We start from the raw sequence: 26,745 nt of genomic DNA on the forward strand, positions 1-26,745 counted from the left end.
TTTCAGAGAGCGTGTGATGAAACTGAATAAACAGAACCTGCACCACCTCGCACCCGAAGTGGTCCCGCCCGCCTACGCCCTGAGCGACACCCGCCAAGGCATCGCGCACATTGGCGTCGGCGGTTTCCACCGCGCCCATCAGGCGTATTACACCGACGCCTTGATGAACACTGGCGAAGGCCTGGACTGGGCAATTTGCGGCGTCGGCCTGCGCGCCGAAGACCGCCGCGCCCGGGACGACCTGAAGGAGCAGGATTACCTGTTCACCCTGTTTGAACTCGGCGACACCGATGACACCGAAGTCCGGGTCATCGGCGCGATCCGCGACATGCTGCTGGCCGAGGACGGCGCGCAAGCGTTGATCGACAAACTGTCGAGTCCCGAGATCCGCATCGTCTCGCTGACCATCACCGAGGGCGGTTACTGCATCGACGACAGCAACGGCGAATTCATGGCCCACCTGCCGCAGATCCAGCACGACCTCGCGCACCCGGATTCGCCGAAAACCGTGTTCGGTTTTCTCTGCGCCGCGTTGGCCAAACGCCGCGCTGCGGGTACGCCGGCGTTCACCTTGATGTCCTGCGATAACCTGCCGCACAACGGCGCGGTCACTCGCAAAGCGCTGCTGGCCTTCGCCGCATTGCGCGATGCAGACCTGCACGACTGGATCGCCGAAAACGTCAGTTTCCCGAATGCGATGGTCGACCGCATCACACCAATGACCAGCATCGAACATCGCCTGCAACTGGCCGACAAACACGCGGTCGACGATGCCTGGCCGGTGGTCTGCGAACCGTTTGTGCAGTGGGTACTGGAGGACAAGTTCGTCAACGGTCGCCCGGCCTGGGAAAAGGTCGGCGTACAGTTCACCGACGACGTCACGCCGTACGAAGAGATGAAAATCAAACTGCTCAACGGCAGTCACCTGGCGCTGACGTACCTGGGTTTTTTGAAGGGTTACCGCTTCGTCCACGAGACCATGAACGACCCGCTGTTCGTGCGTTACATGCGCGCCTACATGGACCTGGACGTGACGCCGCAACTGTCGCCCGTGCCGGGGATTGATCTGACTGATTACAAGAACACCCTGGTGGAACGCTTTTCCAATCAGGCGATTGCCGATCAGCTGGAGCGTGTGTGCTCGGACGGTTCGTCGAAGTTTCCCAAGTTCACCATTCCGACCATCAACCGCTTGATTGCCGATGGCCGGGAGACCAAGCGTGCGGCACTGGTGGTGGCGGCGTGGGCGTTGTATTTGAAGGGTGTGGACGAGAATGGTGATACCTACGCCATTCCCGATCCTCGGGCGGCGTTTTGTCAGGCGCTGGTGGCCGATGATGCGTTGATGGCCCAGCGGCTGCTGGGGGTGGAGGAGATTTTTGGTACGGCGATTGCGCATTCGCCGGAGTTTGTCGCGGCGTTTGAGTGGTGTTGCAACAGTTTGCGCGAGGTTGGGGTTTCGCGGACGTTGGAGCGGGTGTTGGCATAAGTTTGTAGTGGATTTGAGGCCGCCTTCGCGGGCAAGCCTCGCTCCTACAGGTCTTGCGCAACCCCTGTAGGAGCGAGGCTTGCCCGCGAATGGCTTCACCCCGATAGACCTGACACACCAAGGATTTACCATGCCAAACCAACAACTATTCCTCGGCATCGACTGCGGCACCCAAGGCACCAAAGCCATCATCCTCGATGCCGCAAGCGGTCAGGTCCTCGGCCAAGGCGCCGCCGCGCACACGTTGATCAGCGGCGCCAATGGCCGTCGCGAGCAGGACACATCGCAATGGCTGGAAGCATTCACTGCTGCCACGCGTCGTGCGCTGATCGCGGCAAACGTCGACGGTCAGGACATCCTCGGCATCGGCGTTTCCGGTCAGCAACACGGCCTGGTCCTGCTCGACGATCAAGGCCAGGTACTGCGCCCCGCCAAGCTCTGGTGCGACACCGAATCCACTCCAGAGAACGACCGTCTGCTGGTGCATATTGGCGGTGAAAAAGGCTCGCTCGAACGCCTCGGCGTGGTCATCGCACCGGGCTACACCGTTTCAAAACTGCTCTGGACCAAAGAACAGCACCCGGAGGTTTTTTCCCGGATCGCACGCATCCTGCTGCCCCACGACTACCTCAACTATTGGCTGACCGGCCGCAGCTGCAGCGAATACGGCGATGCCTCGGGCACCGGTTATTTCAACGTGCGCACCCGCCAGTGGGACTTGCAGCTGCTGCGCGACATTGATCCCAGCGGTCGCTTGCAAGCGGCGCTGCCGGAGCTGATCGACGCCCATCAAGCGGTGGGTACGATCCTGCCCGGCATCGCCGAGCACCTGGGCATCAACCCCAAGGCGCTGGTGTCCAGCGGCGGTGGCGACAACATGATGGGCGCTATCGGCACCGGCAACATCCGGCCCGGCGCGATCACCATGAGCCTCGGTTCCTCGGGCACGGTGTACGCCTATGCCGATCAACCGACCGTCAGCGCTGACGCGTCGGTCGCGACGTTCTGTTCCTCCAGCGGTGGCTGGTTGCCGCTGATCTGCACCATGAACCTGACCAACGCCACCGGGGTGATTCGCGACCTGTTCGAGCTGGATATCGAGCAGTTCAACGCCCTCGTCGCGCAAGCACCGATCGGCGCCGAAGGTGTGAGCATGCTGCCGTTTCTCAACGGCGAGCGCGTCCCCGCCCTGCCCCACGCCACCGGCAGCCTGCTGGGCTTGAGCATGACCAACCTGACGCAAGCCAATTTGTGCCGCGCCGTGGTCGAAGGCACGACCTTCGGTTTGCGTTATGGGCTGGACCTGCTGCGCCACAATGGCTTACAAAGCCGCACCATCTGCCTGATCGGCGGCGGCTCGAAAAGCCAGGTGTGGCGCCAGATTGTCGCCGACATCATGAACACCAAGGTGATCTGCACCGAACAAAGCGAAGCCGCCGCCCTCGGCGCGGCGATTCAGGCGGCATGGTGCAAATCCTGGGCAAACGGCCACGAAGACAGCCTCGCGGACTTGTGCGAGCGTTGCGTGAAGCTCGATCCGGCCAGCGAATCCCTGCCGATTGCAGAAAATGTAACGGCCTGTCAGCAGGCCTATGAACGCTATCAACAGCATGTCGCAACCCTTTAAAGAGTGAACAACTATGTATCTGGTGTGTGGCGAAGCGCTGTTCGATTTCTTCAGTGAAGACGACGCCAGCGGCCTGGCTTCAAAAGTGAATTTCAAGGCGATTGCCGGCGGCTCGCCCTTCAACGTGGCGGTCGGTTTGCGCCGCTTGGGCGTGGACGCGGCGCTGTTTGCCGGGTTGTCGACGGACTATCTGGGCCGGCGTTTGCAACAAGTGCTGCAAGATGAAGGCGTACGCCCGGATTATCTGGTGGATTTCGCCGCACCGACCACCCTGGCGATGGTCGCGGTCGGTGCCAATGGTTCACCGCAGTACAGTTTTCGGGGCGAAGGTTGCGCGGATCGGCAGTTGAAACCGGAGCATTTGCCGGAACTGGGGCCAGAGGTGCGCGGCTTGCACATTGGCTCGTTCTCGCTGGTGGTGCAGCCGATTGCCGACACGCTGCTGGCCCTGGTGCAGCGGGAAAGTGGCAAGCGCCTGATCAGCCTTGATCCGAACGTACGGCTCAACCCTGAACCGAACATCGAGCTATGGCGTTCGCGGGTTGCGACGCTGGTGGAGCTGGCCGACCTGATCAAAGTCAGTGATGAGGACCTGAGCCTGTTGTATCCCGGGCAGGATCCGCAGCAGGTGATTGAAGCCTGGTTGCAGCATCCCAGTCAGGTGGTGTTCCTGACCCGTGGCGGCGAAGGGGCGACGGTGTTTAGCCGCAATCACGGCTCGTGGTCGGTGCCGGCCTGTCCGGTGAAGATTGCCGACACCGTTGGGGCTGGCGATACGTTCCAGGCGGCGTTGATTACCTGGCTGACCGAGCAGCAGCTGGATTCGGTCGAGGGCGTGCAATCGCTGGCGCGCGAGCAGATCGACGAGATGTTGAAGTTTGCGGTGCGGGCAGCGGCGCTGACGTGCAGCAAGACCGGGCCGGATTTGCCGTATCGGCAGCAGTTGGATCTTGGCTGAATCAGAGGGCCCCATCGCGGGCAAGCCTCGCTCCTACAGGTTCTATGGCGCGACGCCAACCTTGTAGGAGCGAGGCTTGCCCGCGAAGGCGGCCTCCCTGTCACAACACCGAAAAGTTGTAACTCACAATCAACCGCGTCTCATCCACATCCCGCGCAAACTTCTCGTAGTTGGTCCGATACGTCGCATTACGCAGCCGCAGGCTGACATCCTTGAACGTCCCGCTTTGCACCACGTACTTGAGCTCGCTGTCGCGCTCCCATTCCTTGCCCTCCTGATCGCTGCCAAGCACCTTGATGTGGTCGCCGTTCACATAACGGGTCAGGAAACTCAGGCCGTTGATGCCGATCGACTTGAAGTCATAGTCATAACGCAGTTGCCACGAACGCTCCTGCGCGGCGGCGAAGTCATTGACCTGCACGTAGTTCACCAGGTACGGATTGGTGCCATCCAGGTACGGCATCGAGTTGTCGCCGTTCATGCGCTGCCAACCGGCGCTGAAGGTGTGGCCGCTGATGGCGTACGCGAGCATGCCGCTCAGTGCGCGGTTGTCGATGGAACCGGCACGCTCGGCGCCGCTGTCGGCACTCTTGAGCACGCGCAGATCAGCCTTGAGCACGCCCTCACCCAACGGCTGACTGGCCAGCAAACCCACGAAGTGCTGGCGATAGATGTCTTCCAGCTCGGCGTAGTGATACTGCGCAGTCAGGCGCTCATTGATCTTGTAGTCGAAACCATACATGTCGAAGTGATCGGCGGTGACGTTGCAGGCGTAGCGCTTGTTCTTGCAGTGCACGCGGATGTCCTGGGCGTCGGTCGAGTCCCGGGCGGTGTACTGGTCCAGGCGCGCGGCCATGAACGTCAGGTCCTTGATCTCTTTAGAGGTGAGCTGCGCGCCGTTGAACATGGTCGGCAGCAAACGCCCGTCGTTGTACTTGAGCAGCGGCACGTCCGGCAGCAGCGCGCCGTACTTCAATACGCTATCGGAGACGCGCACCTTGGCGGTCAGGCCAAGTTTGGCGTACTGGTCTTTCGAGCCACGCGGGTTTTCACCCGACGATGGCAGCAAGCCGCTGTTGCTGCTGTCGGCGCTGGAATCGAGCTTGAACCCGAGCATGCCCAGCGCATCGATACCGAAGCCGACGGTGCCTTCGGTGTACCCCGATTGCAGGTTGAGAATGAAGCCCTGCGCCGACTCTTCGCGCTTGGACGCGCCCTGTTCGGTGGACGTATGACCATCACGAAAATCACGGTTGAAATACACCGTGCGCGATTCGATCTTCGCCGTGGTGTCATCGAGAAAACCGCTCGCCTGAGCCTGGACGGTAAAACCGGCGCACAGGACTAAAGCGCCGAAGCCAAGTGACTGGCGCGCGGTGATGAGTTGAAAAGGGGGACGCATGAAAAAGCTCCAACAGTGCAGCGTTTGCGCAAGGCGCAATAAGCCAGAAAATAGCTTCGCCCCGGACCAGGAACTGGCCAGGATGAAGGCGACACACGGGGGTGAGCGGCAATGATGGCAGAAGGCTTTTACCGGCTACAGACGACTTTAGTCGGAAAATGACTCCCTGTTCTGGCACGGCGCTGACCAGCGGGGGGCAATTGATCGATGAACCCGCAGGCGAAGAGCCCCCGTGTTTATTGGTCGAAACCGTGCCATTAGGGGTTTTCCCGATGCCGGGGTACGCCCTCATCTACGGCATTTGCGCCTTGAACGAGGCGGTTTAATCCTGCACCATCCGCTCCTGCTTATCCAAAGGACGGAATTCAAGGCATGCTGGACGCAAACGCAATCCATATTTCCCTCACGCTGGAAGGCGTTTCCGCTGACCTTCAGGTACTCAGTTTCGTCGGTCGCGAAGCCCTCAATCAGCCCTTCTGTTTTGACATCGAACTGGTCAGCGCACGCCCCGACCTGAAACTCGAAGAATTGCTGCACAAGCCCGGCTGCCTGACCTTCGGCGCCACCGGCGAAGGCATCATTCACGGCCTGGTCTATCGCATCGAGCAAGGCGACTCCGGCAAAAGCCTGACCCGCTACAGCATCAGCCTGGTGCCGCAACTGGCCTACCTGCGCCACAACCATGACCAGCAGATTTTCCAGCATTTGACGGTGCCGAAGATCATCGCCCAAGTCCTTGAGGCCCGCGGCATTCTGGCCGACGCCTATGACTTCCAGCTCGGCGCGATCTACCCCGAGCGTGTCTACTGCGTGCAGTACGACGAATCCGACCTGCATTTCATCCAGCGCCTGTGCGAAGAAGAAGGCATTCACTTCCACTTCCAGCACAGCAGCAGCGGCCACAAACTGGTGTTCGGCGATGACCAGACGGTGTTCCGCAAACTCGCGCCCGTGGCCTATCAGCAAGACTCCGGCATGGCCGCCGAGAAACCGGTGATCAAGCGCTTCAACCTGCGCCTGGAAACCCGCACCAGCCGTGTCAGCCGCCGCGATTACGACTTCGAAAAACCGCGCATCCTGCCTGAAAGCGCCGCTTCCAGTGCGTTCGCTCCGGACCTGGAAGACTACGACTACCCCGGCCGTTTCACCGACCGTGCCCGTGGCAAGCAACTGGCAACCCGCGCCCTCGAACGCCACCGCAGCGACTACAAACTCGCGGAAGGCAAAGGCGACCAGCCGACGCTGGTCAGCGGTCACTTCATGGCCCTTAGCGAACACCCGCGCGCCGAATGGAACGACCTGTGGCTGCTGCTGGAAGTGGTCCACGAAGGCAAGCAACCGCAAGTGCTCGGCGCCAACGTCACCAGCGACGTCACCCACAACAAAGACGATTTCCACCAGGGCTACCGCAACCGCTTCCTCGCCACTCCGTGGGACGCGCACTACCGCCCTGCCCTCGAACACCCGAAACCGCAAGTCCTCGGCAGCCAGACCGCCATCGTCACCGGCCCACCCGGCTCGGAAATCCACTGCGACGAGTACGGCCGCGTCAAAGTGCAATTCCACTGGGACCGCGACGGCCAGGCCAACGACAACACCAGTTGCTGGCTGCGCGTCGCCACCGGCTGGGCCGGCAGCGCCTATGGCGGCATCGCTATCCCGCGTGTCGGCATGGAAGTGCTCGTCACCTTCCTCGAAGGCGACCCCGACCAACCGCTGGTCACCGGCTGCCTGTACCACAAGGAAAACGTCGTCCCCTACGACCTGCCGGCGAACAAAACCCGCAGCACCTTCAAGACCCTCAGCTCACCGGGCGGCAAGGGCTACAACGAATTCCGCATCGAAGACAAAAAAGGCGCGGAACAGATCTACCTGCATGCCCAGCGCGACTGGGACGAAAACATCGAACACGACCAGAAAATCCGCATCGGCAACGAGCGGCACGACACGGTTGAGGCGAAGGTGTTTAGCGAGTTCAAGGTTGAGGAGCATCGGATCACGCATCTGGATCGCAAGACTGAAGCGCGGGCGGATGATCACCTTACGGTGGGTGTAACCCAGCATGTGAAGGTCGGGACGGCGCAGTTTGTTGAGGCGGGTGAAGAGATTCACTACCACGCGGGTAATAAAGTGGTGGTTGAAGGCGGGATGGAACTGACGGCGAAGGCTGGCGGGAGTTTCGTCAAGGTGGATGCGGGTGGTGTGACGATTAGCGGGGCGGAGGTGAAGGCCAACTCGGGCGGTGCGCCGGGTGCGGGCACGGGGATTGCTCAGTTGCCGCCGGTGGTGCCGACGCCTGCCGATCAGGATCGTGCGGGGAATGTGGTGCAGGCGAAGACGGTTCACTGACAACTTGAAAGCCGCAAGAAGCCATTCAAGTTGCGTCGCCCCCATAAAAAATCCAGCGCCTACGGGCGCTGGATTTGTCAGTACAGATCAAACGTCAGGCTGGTGCCTTCCAGCCCAGCATCCGTTGCTGCGCAACCTTGAGCAAGTCGCAACCGTCCTGCGTCAGCAGGTAAAGGGCGTGCGTGATGTGCGGAATGTCCTGCACGTCGCCGTCCTTGAAACATTGGAGGTGGAGTGTTTCAAGTAGCTCGCTGGAGGCGCGGATGCGCTGGAGGGCGGCTTCGAGGATGTCTTGGGGGTTGGCTTCGGTGTCGATGACCAGAGGAGATGTTTCGGTGACGCTGCTTTTGATTGAACGGTGACGATCGGGGAACGGATTAATCGTTGTCATAGTTAGTTACTCGCCTGTTTTGAAGTAACCGCCAGCACCGTGACCAAACGATGGGAGGCGGACCGTGTACAGGTTTGGTCAACTGAGAACAGTAACTCAGCTCGCCCGAAGGCGTCCTGCACACAGCCGCCACAGCATTGCGCCATGCGAACAGAGATGTCCGCAAAGCGAATGATGTCACACTTGTATGCACTGTTTAATTTTCAGGTGACCAAACCTGTTCGCTGATTTTGCAGCGAGCCCAAACAGTAATCGCTACGCCCCATCAGCCGAAAGTCGACAAAGCATCCACTCTTGTAGGACGAAGCCGAAGCTACCGAAGATTTTCACCCCAACGAAACGCCTGACAGAAACGCCCCTCACGACAGGCGGCATTCAGCCGGGTTAACCATTGCTTAACCCTGCGGTCCAAGACTTTACTGGACCGCACGCCCTCAGGTTCCTCTGACGCCCAGTGCGGCAGGTTCGACGTTCACTACGTCGAACTCTCGTTCCGTCCGCACCGGAGATTGCTCATGAATACGCGCATATTGCTGGTTACCGCTGCCCTCGCCTGCACCGGGTTTACCGGGCTTGCCCAGGCCGACGACACCACTTCCTCACAAGCCGTGCCCTACGAATACGGGATGCCGCTGCACGTGGCCAAGGTGGTTGCGCTGACCGAACCTACGACGCTGGACTGCAAAGTCATTACGGCTGAGATGAAGTACATCGATACGTCGGGAAAACCCGCAGAGATCTCGTATCGCAAATGGTCGGATGCGTGCAGTTATCAGAATTGATCGGAAACAACAAACACGGGTCTGGCTTCCTGGCCAGACCCGTGATGTGACGACGGCGAATTAAAGCGCTTGCCGATCGGGGTGCAGCGTCTGGAGTTCTGCCCGATGCTGGATTTCGGTGCGCAGCCCGGCAATCAGGTCATTGATTTCACGACACCCATTGAGCGACTTGGCATTGATGCCAGTCTTCAATAGATCCACTTGATCGGTTTCAAGATCTGAATACACCTTGATCGTCATCGACAGGTCGGGCGTCAGCGTGCATTGACAACGTTTCGGCAGAAAACTGCTTTCGATGATGTTGCGAAGTTCCAAGGCAGAAAGAAACATGGCGACCCTCTCCTTATGTGAGATTGCCAATCAGCTATCAATGCCGACTCAACTCATTCGCGGCCAGCTTCAGGACCAGATGAAGCATAAAACATGCCCCGGATTTCGCCGTGCAGCTCATCGGTAATTCAAAGGTTTAATGTGTCTTCAAGTAAATGCACTCATGCAGTCTGCATGAACGCAGGTTCTCGCCCCTGCAAATTGCAACCTGATGAGTCCGGGTTTGCATTGGCCGCCCATGGCAGTAAAAATGCGGCCACTCCCTTTAACATCCGCTGACCCTACTCACACGCAAGGAGGCATCATGGGTTCATTGACCCGAATCACTACCGTCGGCCTGATTGTTGCCGGGCTATCGACCGTTGTTCACGCAGCCAAACTCGAAGACGTTGCACCGTTTCCCAAAGCCGAAAACGGCTTCACCCGCCAGGTCATTCACCTAGCCCCGCAAGCCGGTGAAGACAACTACCAGGTCGAAATTCTCGCCGGAAAGACCTTGACCGTTGACTGCAATCGCCAACGCCTGGGCGGCATGCTCGAGGAGAAAAACCTCGAAGGCTGGGGCTACCCGTTCTACCGACTGGAAAAAGTGATCGGCCCGATGAGCACGCTGATGGCCTGCCCGGATGGGAAAAGCAAACAGGACTTCGTCCCGGTGGTCGGTGACGGCTTCAGGTTGCGTTACAACAGCAAGCTGCCGATCGTGCTGTATGTGCCCAAGGATGTTGAAGTGCGTTATCGGATCTGGTCGGCGTCGAGCACGGTTGAAAAAGCTGTTCAGGAATAACTTCGATCCAGAACCTGTGGGAGCGGGCTTGCTCGCGAAAGCGGTCTATCAGTCAACATTAATGTTGAATTTGAAGACGCCTTCGCGAGCAAGCCCGCTCCCACAGGGGATTGGGCGGCGGCATTTCAAGCGTGCTCACGCCGGGGCTTCGCTCAGCGCAGCGCGCTCGGCGACATGGCGCAAGCTGTCGAAGTTGATGTTGGCGCCGGAGTCGATGGCCACCAGCGTCTGACCACGCACGCCAGTCTGCGCCACGTACTTCTTGATTCCCGCCACGGCCAACGCACCGGAAGGTTCGGTGATCGAGCGGGTATCGTCGTAGATGTTCTTGATGGCGGCGCAGAGTTCGTCATTGCTGACGGTCAGCACCTCATCCACGCAAAATCGGCAGACCTCGAAACCATAAGCGCCGATCTGAGCGACGGCGACGCCATCGGCGAACGTACCGACGTTGGGCAGGACAACACGCTCGTCTGCCTGTAAGGCGGCGCGCAGACACGCGGAATGTTCCGACTCGACGCCAATGATGCGGATTTCAGGTCGCAGGTATTTGACGTACGCGGCGATGCCCGCGATCAGGCCGCCACCGCCCACCGGCACGAAGATCGCGTCGAGCGATCCTTGGTGCTGACGGAGGATTTCCATGGCGACGGTGCCCTGCCCCGCGATCACGTCCGGGTCGTCGAAGGGCGAAACGAAGGTGCGGCCGGTTTGTTCTGCCAGGTTCAAGGCGTACGCCAGGGCAAACGGAAAACTCTCCCCGTGCAGCACGGCATCGGCACCGCGGCTGCGCACTCCAAGCACCTTCAATTCCGGCGTTGTGGCGGGCATGACGATGGTCGCGGCAATCCCCAATTCACGCGCCGCCAGCGCCACGCCCTGGGCATGGTTGCCTGCCGAGGCGGAGATCACACCGCGCGCCTTCTGCTCATCGCTGAGCTGTACCAACTTGTTGTAGGCGCCACGGATCTTGAAGGAAAAAGTCGGCTGCAAGTCTTCGCGTTTCAGCAGGATCTGATTGCCGAGGGCTTCGGACAGCGCCGGCGCGGCTTGCAACGGCGTGCGTACCGCCAGTTCGTACACCGGCGCGGCGAGGATCTTTTTGACGTAATGCTCAAGCAAGCTCTGCTGGGCGGGTGTGCTGTTCATGGTCGTCTCCTGACGTTGATCAGAACCCAAGAGACAGAAAGTAAAAACCCGCCTCTAGGGCGGGTTGGGTGCTGCAGTCGTGAGCTAGCCCGCCAAATAAGGAATGGCGGTAATAATGCTTGGCTGGCAGCGCAATACGGTGGAAGTCATGGCTGGAAATTAGCCGGGCATGACAGGCAAGTCAATGGCCAAATTTTCCCGGCCTGTGTAGGCTCGCTGTTCTGCTCATCGTCCAAGGAAGGAAACCATGAAGTCCATCGCCCTGCCCCTGATTGCCCTGCTCGCCTTCGCTGGCTACACCGTTGCGGTGATGCTCCAGGCGGAACAATCGTTGATCGAATTTGGCATCAGCCTGATGTCGCGACCTGATACGGCGCAGGTGGTGATTGATCTTTACCTGCTGGCGACGCTGGCCGGGGTGTGGATGTACAGCGATGCGCGCAAGCGTGGGCTGTCGGCATTGTCCGTCATTCCCTATCTATTGCTCACCGCGATTTTTGTGTCGATTGGGCCGTTGTTGTATCTGGTGGTTCGCGGGTTGCAGGAGCGGAAGAGGTCTGTGGGTGCCACGCAAGAAGTCTGATCCTGAGTGTGTGGTGGTGTTGAGGCCGCCATCGCCAGCAAGCCGGCTCCTACAGGAGATTTGTGTTGAACAGGAAACCTGAGTTCAACCCGGACCATTGTGGGAGCGAGCCTGCTCGCGATTACGGCCTGACATTCACCACATCATTTGGCCAACCGCCTGAGCCCCAACACCATCACTCCCGCCCCTAGCATCATCGCCGTCAAAAACAATGGATACGACACCCACCACGGCGTCCCCGCCGTCATCATGCTGAACTCGGACATGCCGCCGATGCTCGCAATCAGGTTCAGCGGCAGGAACACCACGTTGATCAGCGTCAGTTTGCGCAGCAGGTTGTTCATGCTGTTGTTCATCAGATTGCCCCGGGCGTCGATCAGCCCGGAGAACACCGTGGAATAGATTTCCGCCTGTTTGTAGCACTGGTTGTTTTCAATGATCAGGTCGTCGATCAGGCCGATGGCCTCGGCGCCGAAGTGCTCCTTTTCCGCGTGGTTGCGCAGCCGGGTCAGGACCGCGCCGTTGCTGTGTATCGCGTTGATGTAATAGATCAGGCTTTCGCTGAGGTTGAACATCTGGATGAGGTGCTGGTTCTGCATCGACGCGTTGAATTTCTGCTGCAACTCCCGCGCAACCAGCTTGATCACCTTGAGGTGGCCCAGGTAGTGATGGATGTTGTTGAACAGCAGATCCAGCAACACATCCAACGGCGTGTTCAGTTTCTGCCGGGTGCCGAGCCCATGCAGCGGCGAGTCGTCGGTGGCGATCACCAGCAAACGCTGGGTAGAAAACAGCAAGCCGCAGGACGACACTTCAAAAGCCAGGCTGCCGGCGCCGGAGTAGTTCTCCGGGCGCTTCCAGATCAGAAACAGGTTGTCGGGGTGAAACTCGATGCGCGATACCTCGTCCGGGTCCAGCGCCGACGCCAGGGCGTGTTCATCGAGTTTGAAATGGCTGTGCAGCAAGTCGCGCTCGGCCGCATCGGGGTTGCTGAACAGCATCACTTCGGCGTCCAGCCGTTCGACCGCATGCAGCACGCCGTGGGTCAGTTGAAAGCTCTTGATCATCGGCCGCTCACCAGGCCTGGCCGCGGCGTTTGAGTTCCAGTCGGCGGACGAATTCTTCCAGCACCAACGAGTACAAATCGTCCTGCAGATACGCGTCTTCGATGCCGGCGTCCATGTTCGGGTTGTCGTTGACCTCGATGACCACCACCTTGTCGCCGGACTGCTTGAGGTCGACGCCGTAGAGGCCGTCACCGATGAGGTTCGCGGTTTTCACCGCCAGTTCCACCACCGCACGCGGTGCTTCGTGAACCGCCAGGGTACGGCATTCGCCGTTGATGTCTTGCCCCTTGGCCTTGTGGTTGTAGATCTGCCAATGGCCCTTGGACATGAAGTACTGGCAGGCAAAGATCGGTTTGCGGTTGAGCACGCCGATGCGCCAGTCGTACTCGGTGTAGAAGAACTCCTGAGCCAGCAACAGCACTGAGTGTTCGAACAGTTCGGCGGTCGCTTCGAGCAAGGCTTGCTGGCTTTCGACCTTGATCACGCCACGGGAGAAACAGCCGTCGGGAATCTTCAACACCAGCGGAAAACCCAGGCGCTCGCCGACCCGTTCGAAGTCTTCCGGTCGTTCCTTGTAGAGGATTTCGGTGGCGGGCATACCCAATTGATGGCTATTGAGCAGGTCGGTCAGGTAGACCTTGTTGGTGCAGCGCAGGATCGATGCCGGGTCATCCATCACCACCAGCCCTTCGCTCTCGGCTTTTTTCGCGAAACGGTAGGTATGGTTGTCGACGCTTGTAGTCTCGCGGATCAATAGCCCGTCGTATTCGGCGATGCGCGCGTAGTCCTTGCGCTCGATCAGCTCCACATCAATGCCCAAGGTCTTGCCCACGCGTACGAAATTTTCCAGCGCCTTGGGGTTGGACGGCGGCAACGCTTCCTGCGGATCGTGCAGGATCGCCAGGTCATAACGGGCCAGGCGTCGCGACCGTGGCACACGCCAGATCTTGCGACTGAACGTATCGAGTGAGTGGGCGAACTGATCTTCCTGATCTTCGCGCAACTTGTGCAAGGCGCCAGACTTTATCCCTTCGATGTGCCAGCCGTTAGTTCGACGAAACTCAACTAACAATATCGGACACGGAAATACTTCAAACAACTGTCGCGCCAAATCCTGCAACGGCTCTATATGCGTTTTTCCAAAATACAGGGTCAGGGTAAAACCTTCGGTGTCACTGTAAAGGTGATGACTGAGGGCTTTTTCCAGGGTTTTATCCAGGTCATCCAGCGCCAGGCCGTACAGGGCTTTGCGCGTCAGTTCGCTGATGGTGCGCACCGATGGAATAACCTTGTGCCCCCGCGCCTCTGCCAGCAGCGAGCAGTAATAACCGTGCCCCAGGTACTTGTAGCTGCGACACAGGTTGATCACCTGGACCCGTTTGCCCTGCTCGTTGTCGCGGGTCTGCTCGAGGTATTCCTGAGCCGTGACGATGTCTTCGCTGGGAAAGTAGGACGCCCAGTCTTCCTTGCGTTCGACGATGATAATCAACTGACTTGAAGTTCTAACCGTGTCATTTAAATAAGTTGCTGCCGGCAAACTTTGCTCGGATACTTCGCGCCAATGACCTTGTACCGCTGACATAGTGATTGATCCGTTGGAGAACAAGACCTTTCCTATTAAGCACGAACTTTTTCGAAAGTCCCGTTTCGTTACGCAACTTTTACGGCGGTCATATGAATCCTGTCTTTCGCTTGGCGGTAGTTGAAGACTTACCCGCGTTGCTGGCACTTGAACAGCAATGTTTCACCACGGACCGGCTCACCAGCCGCAGCTTTCAATGGATGATCAGCCGCGCTCACGGACGACTGCTGGTGGCCCAGCGTGGCGAGCAATTGCTGGGTTACGCGGTGGTGTTGTTTCACCGGGGCACATCGCTGGCGCGGCTCTACTCGATTGCCATCGCCGAACAGGCTCGCGGCAGTGGGCTCGGCAAGCAATTGCTGGAACGCATCGAGGCCTGCGCCCTGGAACACGACTGCGCGTACCTGCGGCTGGAAGTGCGCATCGACAACCCCGCCGCCATCGCCCTGTATGAGCGCAACGGTTACCGGCGCTTCGCGCTGATCCATGATTATTACCAGGACCATGCCGATGCGCTGCGCCTGGAGAAACGCATCCTTCAGCACCATGACTCGCGCAACATCAACGTGCCCTGGTACGCCCAGACCACCGATTTCACCTGCGGCCCCGCGTGCCTGTTGATGGCCATGGGCGCACTGCAAACCGGTCGAGTGCTGGAGCGCCGCGAAGAACTGCAGATCTGGCGCGAAGCAACCACCGTGTTCATGACCTCTGGCCACGGCGGGTGCAGCCCTCAAGGTCTGGCATTGGCGGCGGCGCGACGCGGGTTTCGTGTGCGCCTGCAAGTGAGCATGGCCGGGCCGTTGTTTCTCGATGGCGTGCGCGATGAGCATAAAAAAGACGTCATGCGCCTGGTGCACGAGGAGTTCATGGCTCAGTTGGGAACGATTGACGTCGAACAGGTGCTCGGTGGTCCGCTGGACCTGCCACGGTTACTGAACGACGGCGGACAGCCGCTGGTGCTGATCAGCAGTTATCGGCTGACCCGCTCCAAGTCGCCGCACTGGGTGATCGTCACTGATTGCGATGAGGAATTTGTGTACCTGCACGACCCGGATGTCGACCATAGCCAGCATCGTCAGCCCATGGACTGCCAGCATTTGCCGGTCAGCCATGGGGAGTTCGAGAAGATGTGCAGTTTCGGGCGTGGCAAGTTGCGGGCGGCGGTGATTCTTTATCGCCGGGGGTAATCACTGCATTTTGTGTCGAGTCTACCGCTGCCTTCGCGAGCAAGCCCGCTCCCACATTGGATCGCAGTCAAATGTGGGAGCGGGCTTGCTCGCGAAGGCTTACTTCAGACCAACCTTATATAAGGCTCCATCCGTCTCATCGGTGAGCACATACAAATACCCATCCGGCCCCTGCCGCACGTCGCGGATGCGTTTGTTCAGCTCGCCCATCAAGCGCTCTTCGTGAACCACCCGGTCGCCGTCCAACTGCAGGCGTATCAACTCCTGACTGACCAGCGCACCGATGAACACGTTGTGCTGCCACGCCTTGAAGCGGTCAGCGTCGTAAAACGCCATGCCGCTCAGGCCGGGAGACTTTTCCCAGACGTGGCGCGGCGCAACAGTGCCTTCGGCGGTCTTGCCCGTGGCTTCCGGGATCGGTTGACCGGAGTAGTTGATGCCATGGGTCGCCAGCGGCCAGCCGTAATTCTTGCCACGTTCGATGATGTTGATCTCGTCACCGCCACGCGGGCCGTGTTCGTTTTCCCAGAGCACGCCGGTCCAGGGATTGAGCGCCGCGCCTTGTGGATTGCGCTGGCCGTACGACCAGATTTCCGGACGCACGCCCGCCTGGCCGACAAAGGGGTTGTCGTCGGGCACCGTGCCGTCCGGGTAGATCCGCACGACCTTGCCTTGCAGCTTGTCCAGATCCTGCGCGGTTGGCCGGTCATTGTTCTCGCCGAGGGTGATGAACAGGTAGCCGTCACGGTCGAACACCAGTCGCGAACCAAAGTGATTGCCGACCGAGAGTTTGGGCTCCTGACGGAAGATCACTTTGAAATTCCTGATCGCCGTCAGGTCTTGCGACAGTTGCCCGCGACCGACCGCCGTGCCGGCCTTGTTTCCCTCGCCGCCACCTTCGGCGTAGGACAGATAGACCGTGCGGTCCTGTTTGAAATCGGGCGACAGCACCACGTCGAGCAGGCCACCCTGCCCTTTGGCCCAGACCTTCGGTACGCCACTGAGCGGTGCCGAAAGTTTGCCGTCGACGCTGACCACGCGCAGGTTGCCGGGCCGTTCGGTCACCAGCATCCCTTGCCTATCCGGCAGAAACGCCAAGGCCCACGGATGATCCAGCCCCTTGGCGATGGCCGTGACCTCAAGGGTGCCCTGTTCACTTTTCAGCGCTTGCACGGACGCCGCGAAAACCGGCGCGGCGGTGCTGATCAGGGCGCTGGCGCAAACGGTAGCCAGGAGGGTTTTACGCAACATGCACGATTCCTTTTGTCGACTGAATGGCTGGCAAGACGTGCGTCCTGCTGCTCAACGATTGCTGGTGCCTGTGTCCCGAGGGGGTGGATTAGGGATGAATTTCGGTGGGCTGACAGGCGCCGATCGATCCTGGGGATAGCGGTTGCCAATGCCGCCGTTGTCCAGCGTTGGCGGCCGAGGAACAGGCACGGTATTGGGCCCGCGAATAACCGGCGCACTGGGTTGTGTGCCTTGCATGCTATTGGGGTTGGCCCGGCGAATCGGGCTGTTGTAAGGATTGCTGGCGGCGCCCGTCGGGCTCTGGGCCAACAGCATCGGGAATGCGGATAACCGGGTGTCGGCCTGGGCCAGTTGGCTCAGCACGCCCGTCAATGCCATCGTGATGATGCCAAACGCTAATCGGTTCATGGCCAGCCTCTCGAGGTGATACAGCCTTCGATAGCACGCTACGCCGAGGGTTCGGATTTGTTAACCAAAACCATGTAACACGAAGTTGATCCCCTGCCAGGACTGGCTTGTACGCCGCTGAAAACTTTGCGCCGGGCCATGGGCAGCCGCGACGCGTCAATCAGATCCAGACAAAAATCGCCAGCAACCCGGCAAAAATCGCCCACTTCTCCAGGTAATAGAGTGTGCGGTTGCGCTTCTTCAACGCTTTGCCGCGCAGGCGAATCTTGTAGATTCTGGTGAACAGTCGATTGATGCCACCCGTCTTGTCGCCCACTTCGTTCGGTGCACCGGCCGCCGACATCACGTTGCGGCTGAACCAGCCATTGAACGCCGCTGCCCAGCGATACTTCATGGGGCGCTCGATGTCGCAGAACAAAATGATGCGGTTCTGCTGCGTAGTGTTTTCGGCGTAATGAATGAAGGTCTCGTCGAACATCACCGCTTCACCGTCACGCCAGTGATAGTTCTCGCCATCGACGTTGATGTAGCAACCGGCGTCGTTCGGAGTCTCCAGGCCCAGGTGATAACGGTAGGAACCGGCATACGGGTCCCGGTGACGTACCAGTTTCGAACCGGGCGGCAGTTCGGCGAACATCGCCGCCTTGATCGAACCGATGCTCTGCACCAGTTCGGTGGTGCGCGGGCAAAGCTTCATTGCCGAAGGATGACTGTCGCCGTACCACTTCAAGTAGAAGCGCTTCCAGCCGGTTTTGAAGAACGAGTTGAAGCCGACGTCGTCGTACTGGTTCGAGCGCTTGATCTCACCCGCCTTGAGCAGGTTCTGACCTTCGGCGCGGATTTCTTCCCAATGGGTCTGCAAGGGGCTCAGGTCCGGGAAGTCGGCCGGATCGAGATACGGTTTGTTGGGAATTTTCGAGAACAGGTACAGGAAGCAATTGATCGGCGCGAGAAACGTCGAGTGATCGCTCAGTTGGCGGCCCAGCTTGTGGCGCACCCGACCGCGCAGGTGGACGTACGCAATCGATACAACATAAATAGCGGCAATGATGAGTTTCACGGAAATCGTCACACGTCAGAAGTGAACAAACTGCGTCCCCTGACAGGCCCGACGGCCCAAGGGTCTTGTGCAGCGTCTGAATACGAAACAGCGTCCCTGAGGCGCGTCCTTGAGCATGCCGGCGGTCGGCATCCGGTTGAAAGATGGCATTTTAGCCACGAGTTGTAACAAATAGTTAGCGTTCAACTGTGAAAATCTGTCCACTTGTACCGCCAAAGCATCCGTGCGGCCTAAACGCCCTATCGTTTAAAGAGCCAGACCAGTACAATCGCCGCCAAACATTACGCGCCCCCCTTGGTTGATGACGGGAATGAACCCCGTCTCAGCGCACTTCGACTCGGGCCAAGCGCTCCAACTGCTGCTGTCCACTTATTGCCAGATGGACCTTCCGCTTCTGATCGGGATGTATTTCCCGTGGTTTGAATACCGGAAACGGGTACTGAATCGGTACTGCCGCAACCCTAGCTACTCTGAATGCTTCGCAGGAAAAACCTTTGATCTCTACAGCTAACATCACGATGCAGTTCGGCGCCAAGCCGCTATTCGAAAACGTTTCGGTCAAATTCGGCGCGGGCAACCGCTACGGCTTGATCGGCGCCAACGGCTGCGGCAAGTCGACTTTCATGAAAATCCTCGGTGGCGACCTCGAGCCTTCCGGCGGTCAGGTCATGCTCGAGCCGAACGTGCGTCTGGGTAAATTGCGCCAGGACCAGTTCGCCTACGAAGAATTCACCGTGATCGACACCGTGATCATGGGTCACGAAGAACTGTGGAAGGTTAAAGCCGAGCGCGACCGCATCTACTCGCTGCCGGAAATGACCGAAGAAGACGGCATGGCCGTGGCCGAGCTGGAAACCGAATTCGCCGAAATGGACGGCTACACCGCCGAGTCCCGTGCCGGCGAACTGTTGCTGGGCCTGGGTATCGGCATCGAGCAGCACTTTGGCCCGATGAGCGAGGTTTCCCCAGGCTGGAAACTCCGTGTATTGCTGGCGCAGGCGCTGTTCTCCGATCCTGAAGTACTGTTGCTCGACGAACCGACCAACCACCTGGACATCAACACCATCCGCTGGCTGGAAAACGTGCTGACCCAGCGCTCCAGCCTGATGATCATCATCTCTCACGACCGTCACTTCCTGAACAGCGTGTGCACCCACATGGCTGACCTGGATTACGGCGAGCTGCGCCTGTTCCCGGGCAACTACGACGAGTACATGACCGTGGCGACCCAGTCCCGCGAGCAACTGCTGTCGGACAACGCCAAGAAGAAGGCTCAGATTTCCGAGCTGCAATCGTTCGTCAGCCGCTTCTCGGCCAACGCCTCGAAAGCCAAGCAGGCCACTTCCCGCGCCAAGGCGATCGACAAGATCCAGCTGGCCGAGGTCAAGCCTTCGAGCCGTGTGAGCCCGTTCATCCGCTTCGAACAAACAAAGAAGCTGCACCGTCAAGCGGTCATCGTCGAGGGCATGGCCAAAGGCTTCGACGGCAAGACACTCTTCAAGGACTTCAGCTTCCAGGTTGAAGCTGGCGAGCGCGTTGCGATCATCGGCCCGAACGGTATCGGTAAAACCACCCTGCTGCGCACCCTGGTCAACGAATTGACCCCGGATGCCGGCACCGTGAAGTGGACCGACGCCGCGGAACTGGGCTACTACGCCCAGGACCACGCGCACGACTTCGAAGACGACTGCAACCTGTTCGACTGGATGGGCCAGTGGACCCAGGGCGGCGAGCAACTGGTTCGCGGCACCCTCGGCCGCATGCTGTTCTCCAACGACGAGATTCTGAAGTCGGTCAAAGTCATCTCCGGTGGTGAGCAAGGTCGCATGCTGTTCGGCAAGCTGATCCTGCAAAAACCGAACGTGCTGATCATGGACGAACCGACCAACCACTTGGACATGGAATCCATCGAGGCGCTGAACCTGGCGCTGGAGAACTATCCGGGCACGCTGATCTTCGTCAGCCACGACCGTGAGTTCGTATCGTCGCTGGCCACCCGCATCATCGAGTTGAGCCCTAGCGGCGTGATCGACTTCAGCGGTACTTATGATGATTACCTGCGTAGCCAAGGCGTTGTGTTCTAAGCGTTCGCTATAAATGAAAAGCCCTGTCCATGTGACGGGGCTTTTTGCATTTCATGGCCAATGAAATTGCTGGTGCACAAGACCTCTTCGCGGGCAAGCCTCGCTCCTACAGTATCGAGTCGTACGCGAATTTCGGGATCGACAAAAAACACTGTAGGAGCGAGCGGTGCGGCGATCCGACTTGCCCGCGAAGAGGCCCTCGGGCTCAACGAATATAGTTAGCCTGCTTTCTTTTATTCCACACCCACGCCATGATGGACCTCTCCCACCGCCGCCCGCGAACGAGCCCTCATGTCTGCGCAGCAACTGCCACCGCAAAGCTCCATGGCGATCACCCTGCAGATCGTCTCCATCGTTTTCTATACCTTTATTGCCTTCCTTTGCATCGGCCTGCCGATTGCTGTGTTGCCGGGTTATGTCCACGAACAACTCGGGTTCAGCGCTGTCGTCGCAGGGCTGACCATCGGTTCGCAATACCTCGCCACCCTGCTCAGCCGCCCGATGGCCGGGCGCATGTCGGACAGCATCGGCACGAAACGATCGATTGTTTACGGGCTGGCGGGGATTGTCTTGAGCGGCGCGCTGACGTTGCTGTCGACGCTGCTGCAAAGCTTTCCGCTGACGAGCCTGTTGATTCTGATCGCCGGTCGTTTGTTGCTGGGCATCGCTCAGGGCTTGATCGGCGTCGGCACCATCAGTTGGTGCATGGGCCAGGTCGGCGCGGAACACACCGCGCGCTCGATCTCGTGGAATGGCATCGCGTCCTACGGCGCCATCGCGATTGGTGCACCATTGGGCGTCGTGATGGTGGCCGCGTATGGTTTTGCCAGCCTGGGCATTGCGCTGTCATTGTTGGCTGCGTTGGCGCTGCTGCTGATCCGCAATAAACCGTCGGTGCCAGTGGTTCGCGGTGAACGCCTGCCGTTCTGGGCGGTGTTCGGGCGTATTGCGCCGTTCGGCGCGAGTTTGAGCCTGGCGTCGATCGGCTACGGCACGTTGACCACCTTTATTACCCTGTATTACGTCAACCGTGGCTGGACCGGCGCCGCGTACTGCCTGACGGTGTTCGGTGTCTGCTTCATTCTGGCGCGACTGCTGTTCATTTCCAGCATCAGTCGTTTTGGTGGATTCACCTCGGCGATTGTCTGCATGAGCATTGAAACAGTGGGCCTGGTGCTGCTGTGGCTCGCGCCGTCGACCGGTTTCGCCCTGATTGGCGCGGGTCTGGCCGGGTTTGGCCTGTCGCTGGTGTACCCGGCGCTGGGGGTAGAAGCCATTAAACAGGTGCCCAATTCCAGTCGCGGCGCGGGTTTGAGTGCTTACGCGGTGTTTTTCGATCTGGCGCTGGCGATTGCCGGACCGCTGATGGGCGCGGTGGCGTTGAACATGGGGTACTCGTGGATTTTCTTCAGTGCGGCAATGTTGTCGATCACCGGCCTGGCCCTGACTCTGCTACTGAAACGCCGCGCTACAGCCTGATCAACACAAACCTTGCTGGCGATGGCGATTCCGAGGACGCCATCGCCAGCAAGCCGGCTCCTACGGATTCGGGGGTGCCGGGGTTTGTGGGGGCGCCGCAGACCTGTAGGAGCCCGGCTTGCTGGCGATGGCGATTTCATGGGCGCCATCGCCGGCAAGCCGGCTCCTACAGTGGTGTGTGGATCCTATTGATCGGCGGTTTGCATGCCGGCGCGGGTCGGTTTGCCCAGTGCGTGGGAGAAGAAGCGCCCCGCTTCGGAGATCATGTTGCGATGGATGTCCTCGCGATCGACACCGTCGGCATCGGTGCACAGCGCCGGCATCGCCTTGATCTGTTCTTCGTTGCACGGTGCCATGAACACGAAGTGCCCTGCCCCCGCCAGTAGCTTGAAGTCCGGTGCGGTCGGCAGTTTGCGCGCCAACGCGGCGGCGTTTTTGTCGAAGGCCACCAGTTTGTCGCCGTCACCGCTGTACAGCAGCACCGGCACATGCACGTCGGCCAGGGTATGACGGCCGAATTTCAGGCTCAACGGCGCCATCAGCAGCAGCGCGTGCACCCGTGGATCCGCCACCGGTTGCAGGTCATCACGGTCGACAATCAGTTCACCCTGGGTGTTGCAGGCATCGTGGTCGTCCGGACGTTCCTGGCAATAGCGACGCAGACGATCCAGATCCGGCGTCGCCCCCGACAGAATCAGCGCCGTCTCCCCGCCGGCCGAATAACCGATCACCCCCACCTGATCGGCATTGACGAACGGCGCGAGCATGCGGTCGCCCAAGGTCGCGGTAATGGCTTCGGAAATCTGGATCGGCCGCCCATACAGGTTGCTCAAGGTGCCGAGGCGGCTGTGGTCTTTCGAGTTGTCGCCGGGATGAATCACCGCCACCACCACAAAACCCTTGCGCGCCAGCGATGTGGCGAGGTCGTGCAGGGCCATCGGGGTTCCGGTGTTGCCGTGGGACAGCATCAGCATCGGGAAGCGGCCAATGGCGACGCGGGTGTCTTCGCCCGCTTCGACCGTGTAGCCCTCGAGTTTACTGGAGTGTTCGCGGTCGCTGGAGGGGTAGAACGCGATGGCGCGCATCGGTTGCAGGTCCAGTGGGTCGAGAAAACTCATCTCATGGAAACCGACGCTCCAGTGAGGATGTGGCGCAGGCGCGGCGTGCACTGAATTCAGGCTGCTGAGCAGGCAAATCAGTAACGTTGCCCAAAGACGCACCATGGGATGCCCCACCTTTGTTACTTGACCGGGAAGCCCGTTCTCCATCGATTACCGAGGAAGCGGCCTTGTACCAGCAATTGCGGCCACCAAGGTCGTTACAGAACGGGGACGTTAAACCCTCGACTGCATAACCTGGGCCACAACATGAAAGATTACGCAATGATCAGAAACAAAAAACTCCGTATCTGACCTTGCGGGATCAGAATACAGAGTTTTTTGGGGTGTTGCCCGAGCTGATTTACAACTTTACGCAAGCCTTACGCGGCGGCGAACAGTTGCTCGCTGATCTGAGTGCGAGCAGCGCTCATGGCTTTGGTGCGGACTTCATCACCGTACGCCAGGCCTTCGGCACGGACGAATTCAATGTCGGTGATGCCGAGGAAACCGAACAGCAACTTCAAATACTCTTCGTGCGCAACGCCACTCGCCTGACCTGCGTGCAAACCGCCGGCAGTCGACACGATCACGACTTTCTTGCCACCGCACAGGCCTTCAGGGCCGGCTTCGGTGTAGCGGAAGGTCTGACCGGCAACGGCGATGCGGTCGATCCAGGCCTTGAGTTGGGTCGGGATGGTGAAGTTGTACATAGGTGCTGCGATGACGACGGCATCGGCGGCGAGGAATTCGGCCAGTGTCGAGGCGCTCAGTTCGGCTTCGTGCTGCTGGGCGGCGTTGCGCAGTTCAGCGGAGGTGCCGGCGGCGACCAGGGTCGTGGCGGAGAAGTGGCTGATGGCATCGCTGGCCAGGTCGCGGTAGGTCACGACGGCGGTCGGCTCGGCAGCTTGCCAGGCGCTGACGACTTCGCGGCTCAGCTGACGGGAAGCCGAGTTGTCACCAAGAATGCTCGAATCGATATGCAGCAGTTTCATATGGGATCTCCAGGTGAGGACCGCCACGAGGCGATCTGATGGAGACAATCCTACAGACGAAACCAATAGCTGATTAGACTGCAACAATGCGATAGTTCGTCTCACTGATAGAACAATCGAGTTAACACCATGCAAGACCTCAATGACCTCTATTACTTCGCCAAAGTGGTCGAAGCCGGCGGTTTCGCGGCAGCCGGGCGTTTGCTGGGGATTCCCAAATCACGATTGTCGCGCCGCATCGCCGAACTGGAAGAACGCCTGGGTGCGCGCCTGCTGCAACGCACCACCCGGCAGCTTAAGTTAACCGCTGTGGGCGAGCGCTATTTGCGCCACTGTCAGGCCATGTTGCTGGAAGCCGAGATGGCCGATGAGGCCGTGGCCAGCATGTCCAGCGAACCGCGCGGACGCTTGCGGGTGTCCGCACCCGTCGGGCTGGCTCACGAAATGTTGCCAACGGTGATCAGCAAATTCCTCGAGAAATACCCTCATGTCCAGCTGGAGGTCATGCTGGTAAACCGCCGGGTCGATCTGGTGACCGAGGGCGTCGACGTCGCGTTGCGAGTTCGCGAACCGGGTGATGAAGACCCGCTGCTGGTGACCCGGCGCCTGCGTCAGGCGCAGATGCTGATGGTGGCCAGTCCGGGTTTTCTTCATGGACGAGCAATCAATCATCCCGAAGACCTCAAGGGCTTGCCGGTGCTCGGCGCTCTGGAAGCGGACCGTATGGTGCACATCCGCATGCTCGACCAACAGGGTAAAAGTCATGAACTCGCGCTCGAAGCGCGACTGGGCATCGATGACTTTATCGTGCGCAGGGCCTGCACCCTCGCCGGCCAGGGTTTTACCATGCTGCCGATGATGTATTGCGAGCAGGAACTGGAAAGCGGCGCGCTGGTGCAGTTACTGCCCGACTGGTCTTTGCCTGGCGGCTGGCTGCAAGCGGTCTACCCTCATCGGCGCGGAGTGATGCCGGCCGTTCGCGCCTGGCTCGACCATTTGATCGAATCATTCAATGCCTGTGGGGACCGACTGATATGAAGGCTGGGCGTATGAGCGAAGAGGATGTCGCGCAATTCTGTCTCGCGCTGCCGGGTGCGCGGGAAGATTACAAGTGGGGTGGCGTGCGGGTGTTTTCGATTGCCGGAAACAAGATGTTCGCCCTGCAGAACCTGCGGGGCGACTCTTTGGCGTTCAAGGTCGACAAGGACTTGTTTCTGGGGCATTGCGACCGCCCGGGCATTCATCCGGCGCCGTATCTGGCCCGGGCCCAGTGGATCATCATGCAAACGCCCTACCCGCTGGGCAGCGAAGAACTGCAAGGGCTGCTGCAACGTTCCCATCAACTGGTGGTGAGCAAACTGCCCAAACGCACGCAGGTCGGGCTGCTGCTTTAAAGCAGTGCCAGATTGGCGCCCAGGAACAGTTGATCGATCCAGAACACTTGATGCAGCAGCACGATCACCCAGAACAGCAACTGAAACGACACTTTGCGGGTCTTGTGCCGAAACACCTGCTGGGCCAGCAACGCGCCCGGCCAGCCGCCGGCGAGTTCCACCGCATGCAACACGTTTTCCGGCGTGCGCCAGCGGTCGGTCCGGGCCTTGCGCTTGTCGCTCCAATAAAGGAAGAACGCCAGCACGCTGACGATGCCATAGGCCGCAAGGGGAATCAGCGAAACCCCTCGCAGCCAGAACGACATCGAGCCGAACAACGGCAGCGCACACACCATCGCGAACACCAGCAGTTTCAGCCGTGGGTTCTGGATTCCGCCCCCGGACTGGCGTCCGGGATTGTTGCGTGCGCGGGTGTCATTCATGGCTTGACCGCTGTCCAGTCAACCCAGCCAAACTGCCAGGTGGCGAGAATGACCAGGCCAAATGCAATACGGTACCAGGCGAACACCGCATAGCTGTGGCTGGCGATGAACTTGAGCAAGCCCCGTACGGCAATCATTGCGAAAATGAACGCAGTGACAAAGCCGATGGCGAACACCGGGAAATCGGCCGGGACGAACAGGTCGCGGTATTTGTAGCCCGAGTACACCGCCGCAGCGACCATGGTCGGCATTGCCAGGAAGAAGGAGAACTCGGTAGCGGTCTTGCGCGACAGGCCAAACAGCAACCCGCCAATGATGGTCGAGCCGGAACGCGATGTACCGGGAATCATTGCCAGGCACTGGGCGAAACCGACTTTAAGCGCATCTTGCCAGGTGATTTCATCGACCGTTTCAGCATGCACTTCATGCTGACGCTTTTCAGCCCACAACATGATGATCCCGCCCACCACCAACGCCGACGCGACCGTAATCGGGTTGAACAGGTAGTGGTGAATCAAGTCGGAAAAAATCACCCCCAACACCACGGCCGGCATGAAGGCAATCAACAGGTTGGCGGTAAAGCGTCGGGCGCCGGGCTGCGTTGGCAAACCGGTCACCACATCGAGAATCTTGCGACGAAACTCCCACACCACCGCCAGAATCGCACCCAGTTGAATAATGATGTTGAAGGCAATGGCCCGTTCACCACCGAAATTGAGCAAGTCGGCCACGATGATCTGGTGTCCGGTACTGGAAATGGGCAAAAACTCCGTCAGCCCTTCTATAACGCCAAGTATCAATGCCTGAAAGGCGGTCCAAAGATCCATCAATCCCCCAAGAAGCGATGCGCCACGGCATGCCCCGTTAAT

24 protein-coding genes and 1 pseudogene are annotated in these 26,745 nt (G+C 59.5%); 12 read left to right on the top strand and 13 right to left on the bottom strand.

Annotated features, from left to right (window positions below; all coding sequences use genetic code 11):
• The first annotated feature begins 16 nt into the window (after positions 1–16).
• The 3 genes from ACM6IO_RS24695 to ACM6IO_RS24705 all read left to right on the top strand — a co-directional run bounded on the left by ACM6IO_RS24695 (position 17) and on the right by ACM6IO_RS24705 (position 4,074).
• Positions 17–1,489 carry a mannitol dehydrogenase family protein gene (locus ACM6IO_RS24695; RefSeq protein WP_414912417.1) on the top strand — a complete coding sequence of 491 codons (1,473 nt, stop codon included), beginning with the start codon at positions 17–19 and terminating at the stop codon, positions 1,487–1,489.
• Positions 1,490–1,619: 130 nt separating this feature from the next.
• On the top strand, positions 1,620–3,116 hold the full coding sequence (gene xylB, locus ACM6IO_RS24700; RefSeq protein WP_414912418.1) for a xylulokinase: 1,497 nt from the start codon (positions 1,620–1,622) through the stop codon (positions 3,114–3,116).
• A gap of 13 nt (positions 3,117–3,129) precedes the next feature.
• A complete protein-coding gene (locus tag ACM6IO_RS24705) occupies positions 3,130–4,074 on the top strand; it encodes a carbohydrate kinase family protein (RefSeq protein ID WP_414912419.1) in 945 nt (314 codons plus the stop codon).
• 100 nt (positions 4,075–4,174) lie between these two features.
• Here the strand turns inward: ACM6IO_RS24705 and ACM6IO_RS24710 are convergent, their stop codons facing one another.
• Complete coding sequence (locus tag ACM6IO_RS24710) at positions 4,175–5,476, bottom strand: OprD family porin (RefSeq protein ID WP_192227123.1); 1,302 nt, start codon at positions 5,474–5,476, stop codon at positions 4,175–4,177.
• 372 nt (positions 5,477–5,848) lie between these two features.
• On the opposite strand from ACM6IO_RS24710, the gene ACM6IO_RS24715 reads away from it, so the two are divergent.
• Positions 5,849–7,825 carry a type VI secretion system tip protein VgrG gene (locus ACM6IO_RS24715; RefSeq protein WP_192227122.1) on the top strand — a complete coding sequence of 659 codons (1,977 nt, stop codon included), beginning with the start codon at positions 5,849–5,851 and terminating at the stop codon, positions 7,823–7,825.
• A 94-nt stretch (positions 7,826–7,919) separates the two neighbouring features.
• Here ACM6IO_RS24715 and ACM6IO_RS24720 read toward each other — a convergent pair whose 3' ends face one another.
• Positions 7,920–8,216 carry a hypothetical protein gene (locus tag ACM6IO_RS24720; protein WP_192227121.1) on the bottom strand — a complete coding sequence of 99 codons (297 nt, stop codon included), beginning with the start codon at positions 8,214–8,216 and terminating at the stop codon, positions 7,920–7,922.
• A gap of 515 nt (positions 8,217–8,731) precedes the next feature.
• Between ACM6IO_RS24720 and ACM6IO_RS24725 the strand changes: the two genes are divergently transcribed.
• Positions 8,732–8,998 (top strand): DUF2790 domain-containing protein, encoded by a 267-nt coding sequence (locus ACM6IO_RS24725; protein ID WP_008044241.1) that lies wholly within the window; start codon positions 8,732–8,734, stop codon positions 8,996–8,998.
• A 60-nt stretch (positions 8,999–9,058) separates the two neighbouring features.
• On the opposite strand, the gene ACM6IO_RS24730 is transcribed toward ACM6IO_RS24725, so the two are convergent.
• The gene (locus tag ACM6IO_RS24730; RefSeq protein ID WP_192227120.1) at positions 9,059–9,328 is read right to left on the bottom strand and encodes a DUF1652 domain-containing protein; all 270 of its coding nucleotides are present in this window, start codon (positions 9,326–9,328) and stop codon (positions 9,059–9,061) included.
• A 304-nt stretch (positions 9,329–9,632) separates the two neighbouring features.
• Between ACM6IO_RS24730 and eco the strand changes: the two genes are divergently transcribed.
• A complete protein-coding gene (gene eco, locus ACM6IO_RS24735; protein ID WP_192227119.1) occupies positions 9,633–10,115 on the top strand; it encodes a serine protease inhibitor ecotin in 483 nt (160 codons plus the stop codon).
• A gap of 147 nt (positions 10,116–10,262) precedes the next feature.
• Here the strand turns inward: eco and ilvA are convergent.
• A pseudogene (gene ilvA, locus ACM6IO_RS24740) lies at positions 10,263–11,264 on the bottom strand (threonine ammonia-lyase, biosynthetic); the annotation flags it as partial.
• 247 nt (positions 11,265–11,511) lie between these two features.
• Here ilvA and ACM6IO_RS24745 point away from each other — a divergent pair.
• Positions 11,512–11,847: a DUF2834 domain-containing protein gene (locus ACM6IO_RS24745; protein ID WP_192227117.1), complete on the top strand. Its 336-nt coding sequence runs from the start codon at positions 11,512–11,514 to the stop codon at positions 11,845–11,847.
• A 143-nt stretch (positions 11,848–11,990) separates the two neighbouring features.
• On the opposite strand, the gene ACM6IO_RS24750 is transcribed toward ACM6IO_RS24745, so the two are convergent.
• Positions 11,991–12,914: a magnesium transporter CorA family protein gene (locus ACM6IO_RS24750; protein ID WP_008044231.1), complete on the bottom strand. Its 924-nt coding sequence runs from the start codon at positions 12,912–12,914 to the stop codon at positions 11,991–11,993.
• 7 nt (positions 12,915–12,921) lie between these two features.
• Positions 12,922–14,496: a RimK family protein gene (locus ACM6IO_RS24755; protein ID WP_223434350.1), complete on the bottom strand. Its 1,575-nt coding sequence runs from the start codon at positions 14,494–14,496 to the stop codon at positions 12,922–12,924.
• Positions 14,497–14,588: 92 nt separating this feature from the next.
• On the opposite strand from ACM6IO_RS24755, the gene rimI reads away from it, so the two are divergent.
• Complete coding sequence (rimI, locus tag ACM6IO_RS24760; RefSeq protein WP_414912420.1) at positions 14,589–15,686, top strand: ribosomal protein S18-alanine N-acetyltransferase; 1,098 nt, start codon at positions 14,589–14,591, stop codon at positions 15,684–15,686.
• A gap of 99 nt (positions 15,687–15,785) precedes the next feature.
• Here rimI and ACM6IO_RS24765 read toward each other — a convergent pair whose 3' ends face one another.
• From ACM6IO_RS24765 to lpxO, 3 genes are all read right to left on the bottom strand, one after another.
• Positions 15,786–16,937, bottom strand: coding sequence for a PQQ-dependent sugar dehydrogenase (locus ACM6IO_RS24765; protein WP_414912421.1), 1,152 nt, complete (start codon positions 16,935–16,937; stop codon positions 15,786–15,788).
• Positions 16,938–16,988: 51 nt separating this feature from the next.
• Positions 16,989–17,345 (bottom strand): hypothetical protein, encoded by a 357-nt coding sequence (locus ACM6IO_RS24770; protein ID WP_414912422.1) that lies wholly within the window; start codon positions 17,343–17,345, stop codon positions 16,989–16,991.
• Positions 17,346–17,505: 160 nt separating this feature from the next.
• Positions 17,506–18,405 (bottom strand): lipid A hydroxylase LpxO, encoded by a 900-nt coding sequence (gene lpxO, locus ACM6IO_RS24775; protein WP_192227113.1) that lies wholly within the window; start codon positions 18,403–18,405, stop codon positions 17,506–17,508.
• A gap of 494 nt (positions 18,406–18,899) precedes the next feature.
• Here lpxO and ACM6IO_RS24780 point away from each other — a divergent pair, with 494 nt between their 5' ends.
• Both ACM6IO_RS24780 and ACM6IO_RS24785 read left to right on the top strand, forming a co-directional pair.
• A complete protein-coding gene (locus ACM6IO_RS24780) occupies positions 18,900–20,489 on the top strand; it encodes an ABC-F family ATPase (protein WP_008026595.1) in 1,590 nt (529 codons plus the stop codon).
• 291 nt (positions 20,490–20,780) lie between these two features.
• Positions 20,781–21,968 (top strand): MFS transporter, encoded by a 1,188-nt coding sequence (locus ACM6IO_RS24785; RefSeq protein ID WP_192227112.1) that lies wholly within the window; start codon positions 20,781–20,783, stop codon positions 21,966–21,968.
• Positions 21,969–22,153: 185 nt separating this feature from the next.
• Here the strand turns inward: ACM6IO_RS24785 and ACM6IO_RS24790 are convergent, their stop codons facing one another.
• Together ACM6IO_RS24790 and ACM6IO_RS24795 are read right to left on the bottom strand one after the other, a co-directional pair.
• Positions 22,154–23,191 (bottom strand): alpha/beta hydrolase family protein, encoded by a 1,038-nt coding sequence (locus ACM6IO_RS24790; RefSeq protein ID WP_192227111.1) that lies wholly within the window; start codon positions 23,189–23,191, stop codon positions 22,154–22,156.
• A gap of 257 nt (positions 23,192–23,448) precedes the next feature.
• A complete protein-coding gene (locus tag ACM6IO_RS24795) occupies positions 23,449–24,060 on the bottom strand; it encodes an FMN-dependent NADH-azoreductase (protein WP_008043774.1) in 612 nt (203 codons plus the stop codon).
• A 129-nt stretch (positions 24,061–24,189) separates the two neighbouring features.
• Here ACM6IO_RS24795 and ACM6IO_RS24800 point away from each other — a divergent pair, with 129 nt between their 5' ends.
• Together ACM6IO_RS24800 and ACM6IO_RS24805 are read left to right on the top strand one after the other, a co-directional pair.
• Positions 24,190–25,098, top strand: coding sequence for a LysR substrate-binding domain-containing protein (locus ACM6IO_RS24800; RefSeq protein WP_008029879.1), 909 nt, complete (start codon positions 24,190–24,192; stop codon positions 25,096–25,098).
• Positions 25,095–25,454, top strand: coding sequence for an MmcQ/YjbR family DNA-binding protein (locus tag ACM6IO_RS24805; protein ID WP_008043775.1), 360 nt, complete (start codon positions 25,095–25,097; stop codon positions 25,452–25,454). Before ACM6IO_RS24800 ends, ACM6IO_RS24805 begins: the two co-directional genes overlap by 4 nt.
• Here the strand turns inward: ACM6IO_RS24805 and ACM6IO_RS24810 are convergent.
• Positions 25,451–25,876, bottom strand: a complete 426-nt coding sequence (locus tag ACM6IO_RS24810; protein WP_008029882.1) for a DUF1294 domain-containing protein — start codon at positions 25,874–25,876, stop codon at positions 25,451–25,453. The genes ACM6IO_RS24805 and ACM6IO_RS24810 overlap by 4 nt on opposite strands.
• Positions 25,873–26,703 (bottom strand): undecaprenyl-diphosphate phosphatase, encoded by an 831-nt coding sequence (locus ACM6IO_RS24815; protein WP_008043777.1) that lies wholly within the window; start codon positions 26,701–26,703, stop codon positions 25,873–25,875. Before ACM6IO_RS24815 ends, ACM6IO_RS24810 begins: the two co-directional genes overlap by 4 nt.
• Positions 26,704–26,745: the final 42 nt, after the last annotated feature.

The sequence above is a fragment of the Pseudomonas sp. IT-P44 genome, from assembly GCF_949768225.1.
Classification (GTDB): Bacteria; Pseudomonadota; Gammaproteobacteria; order Pseudomonadales; family Pseudomonadaceae; genus Aquipseudomonas; species Aquipseudomonas migulae.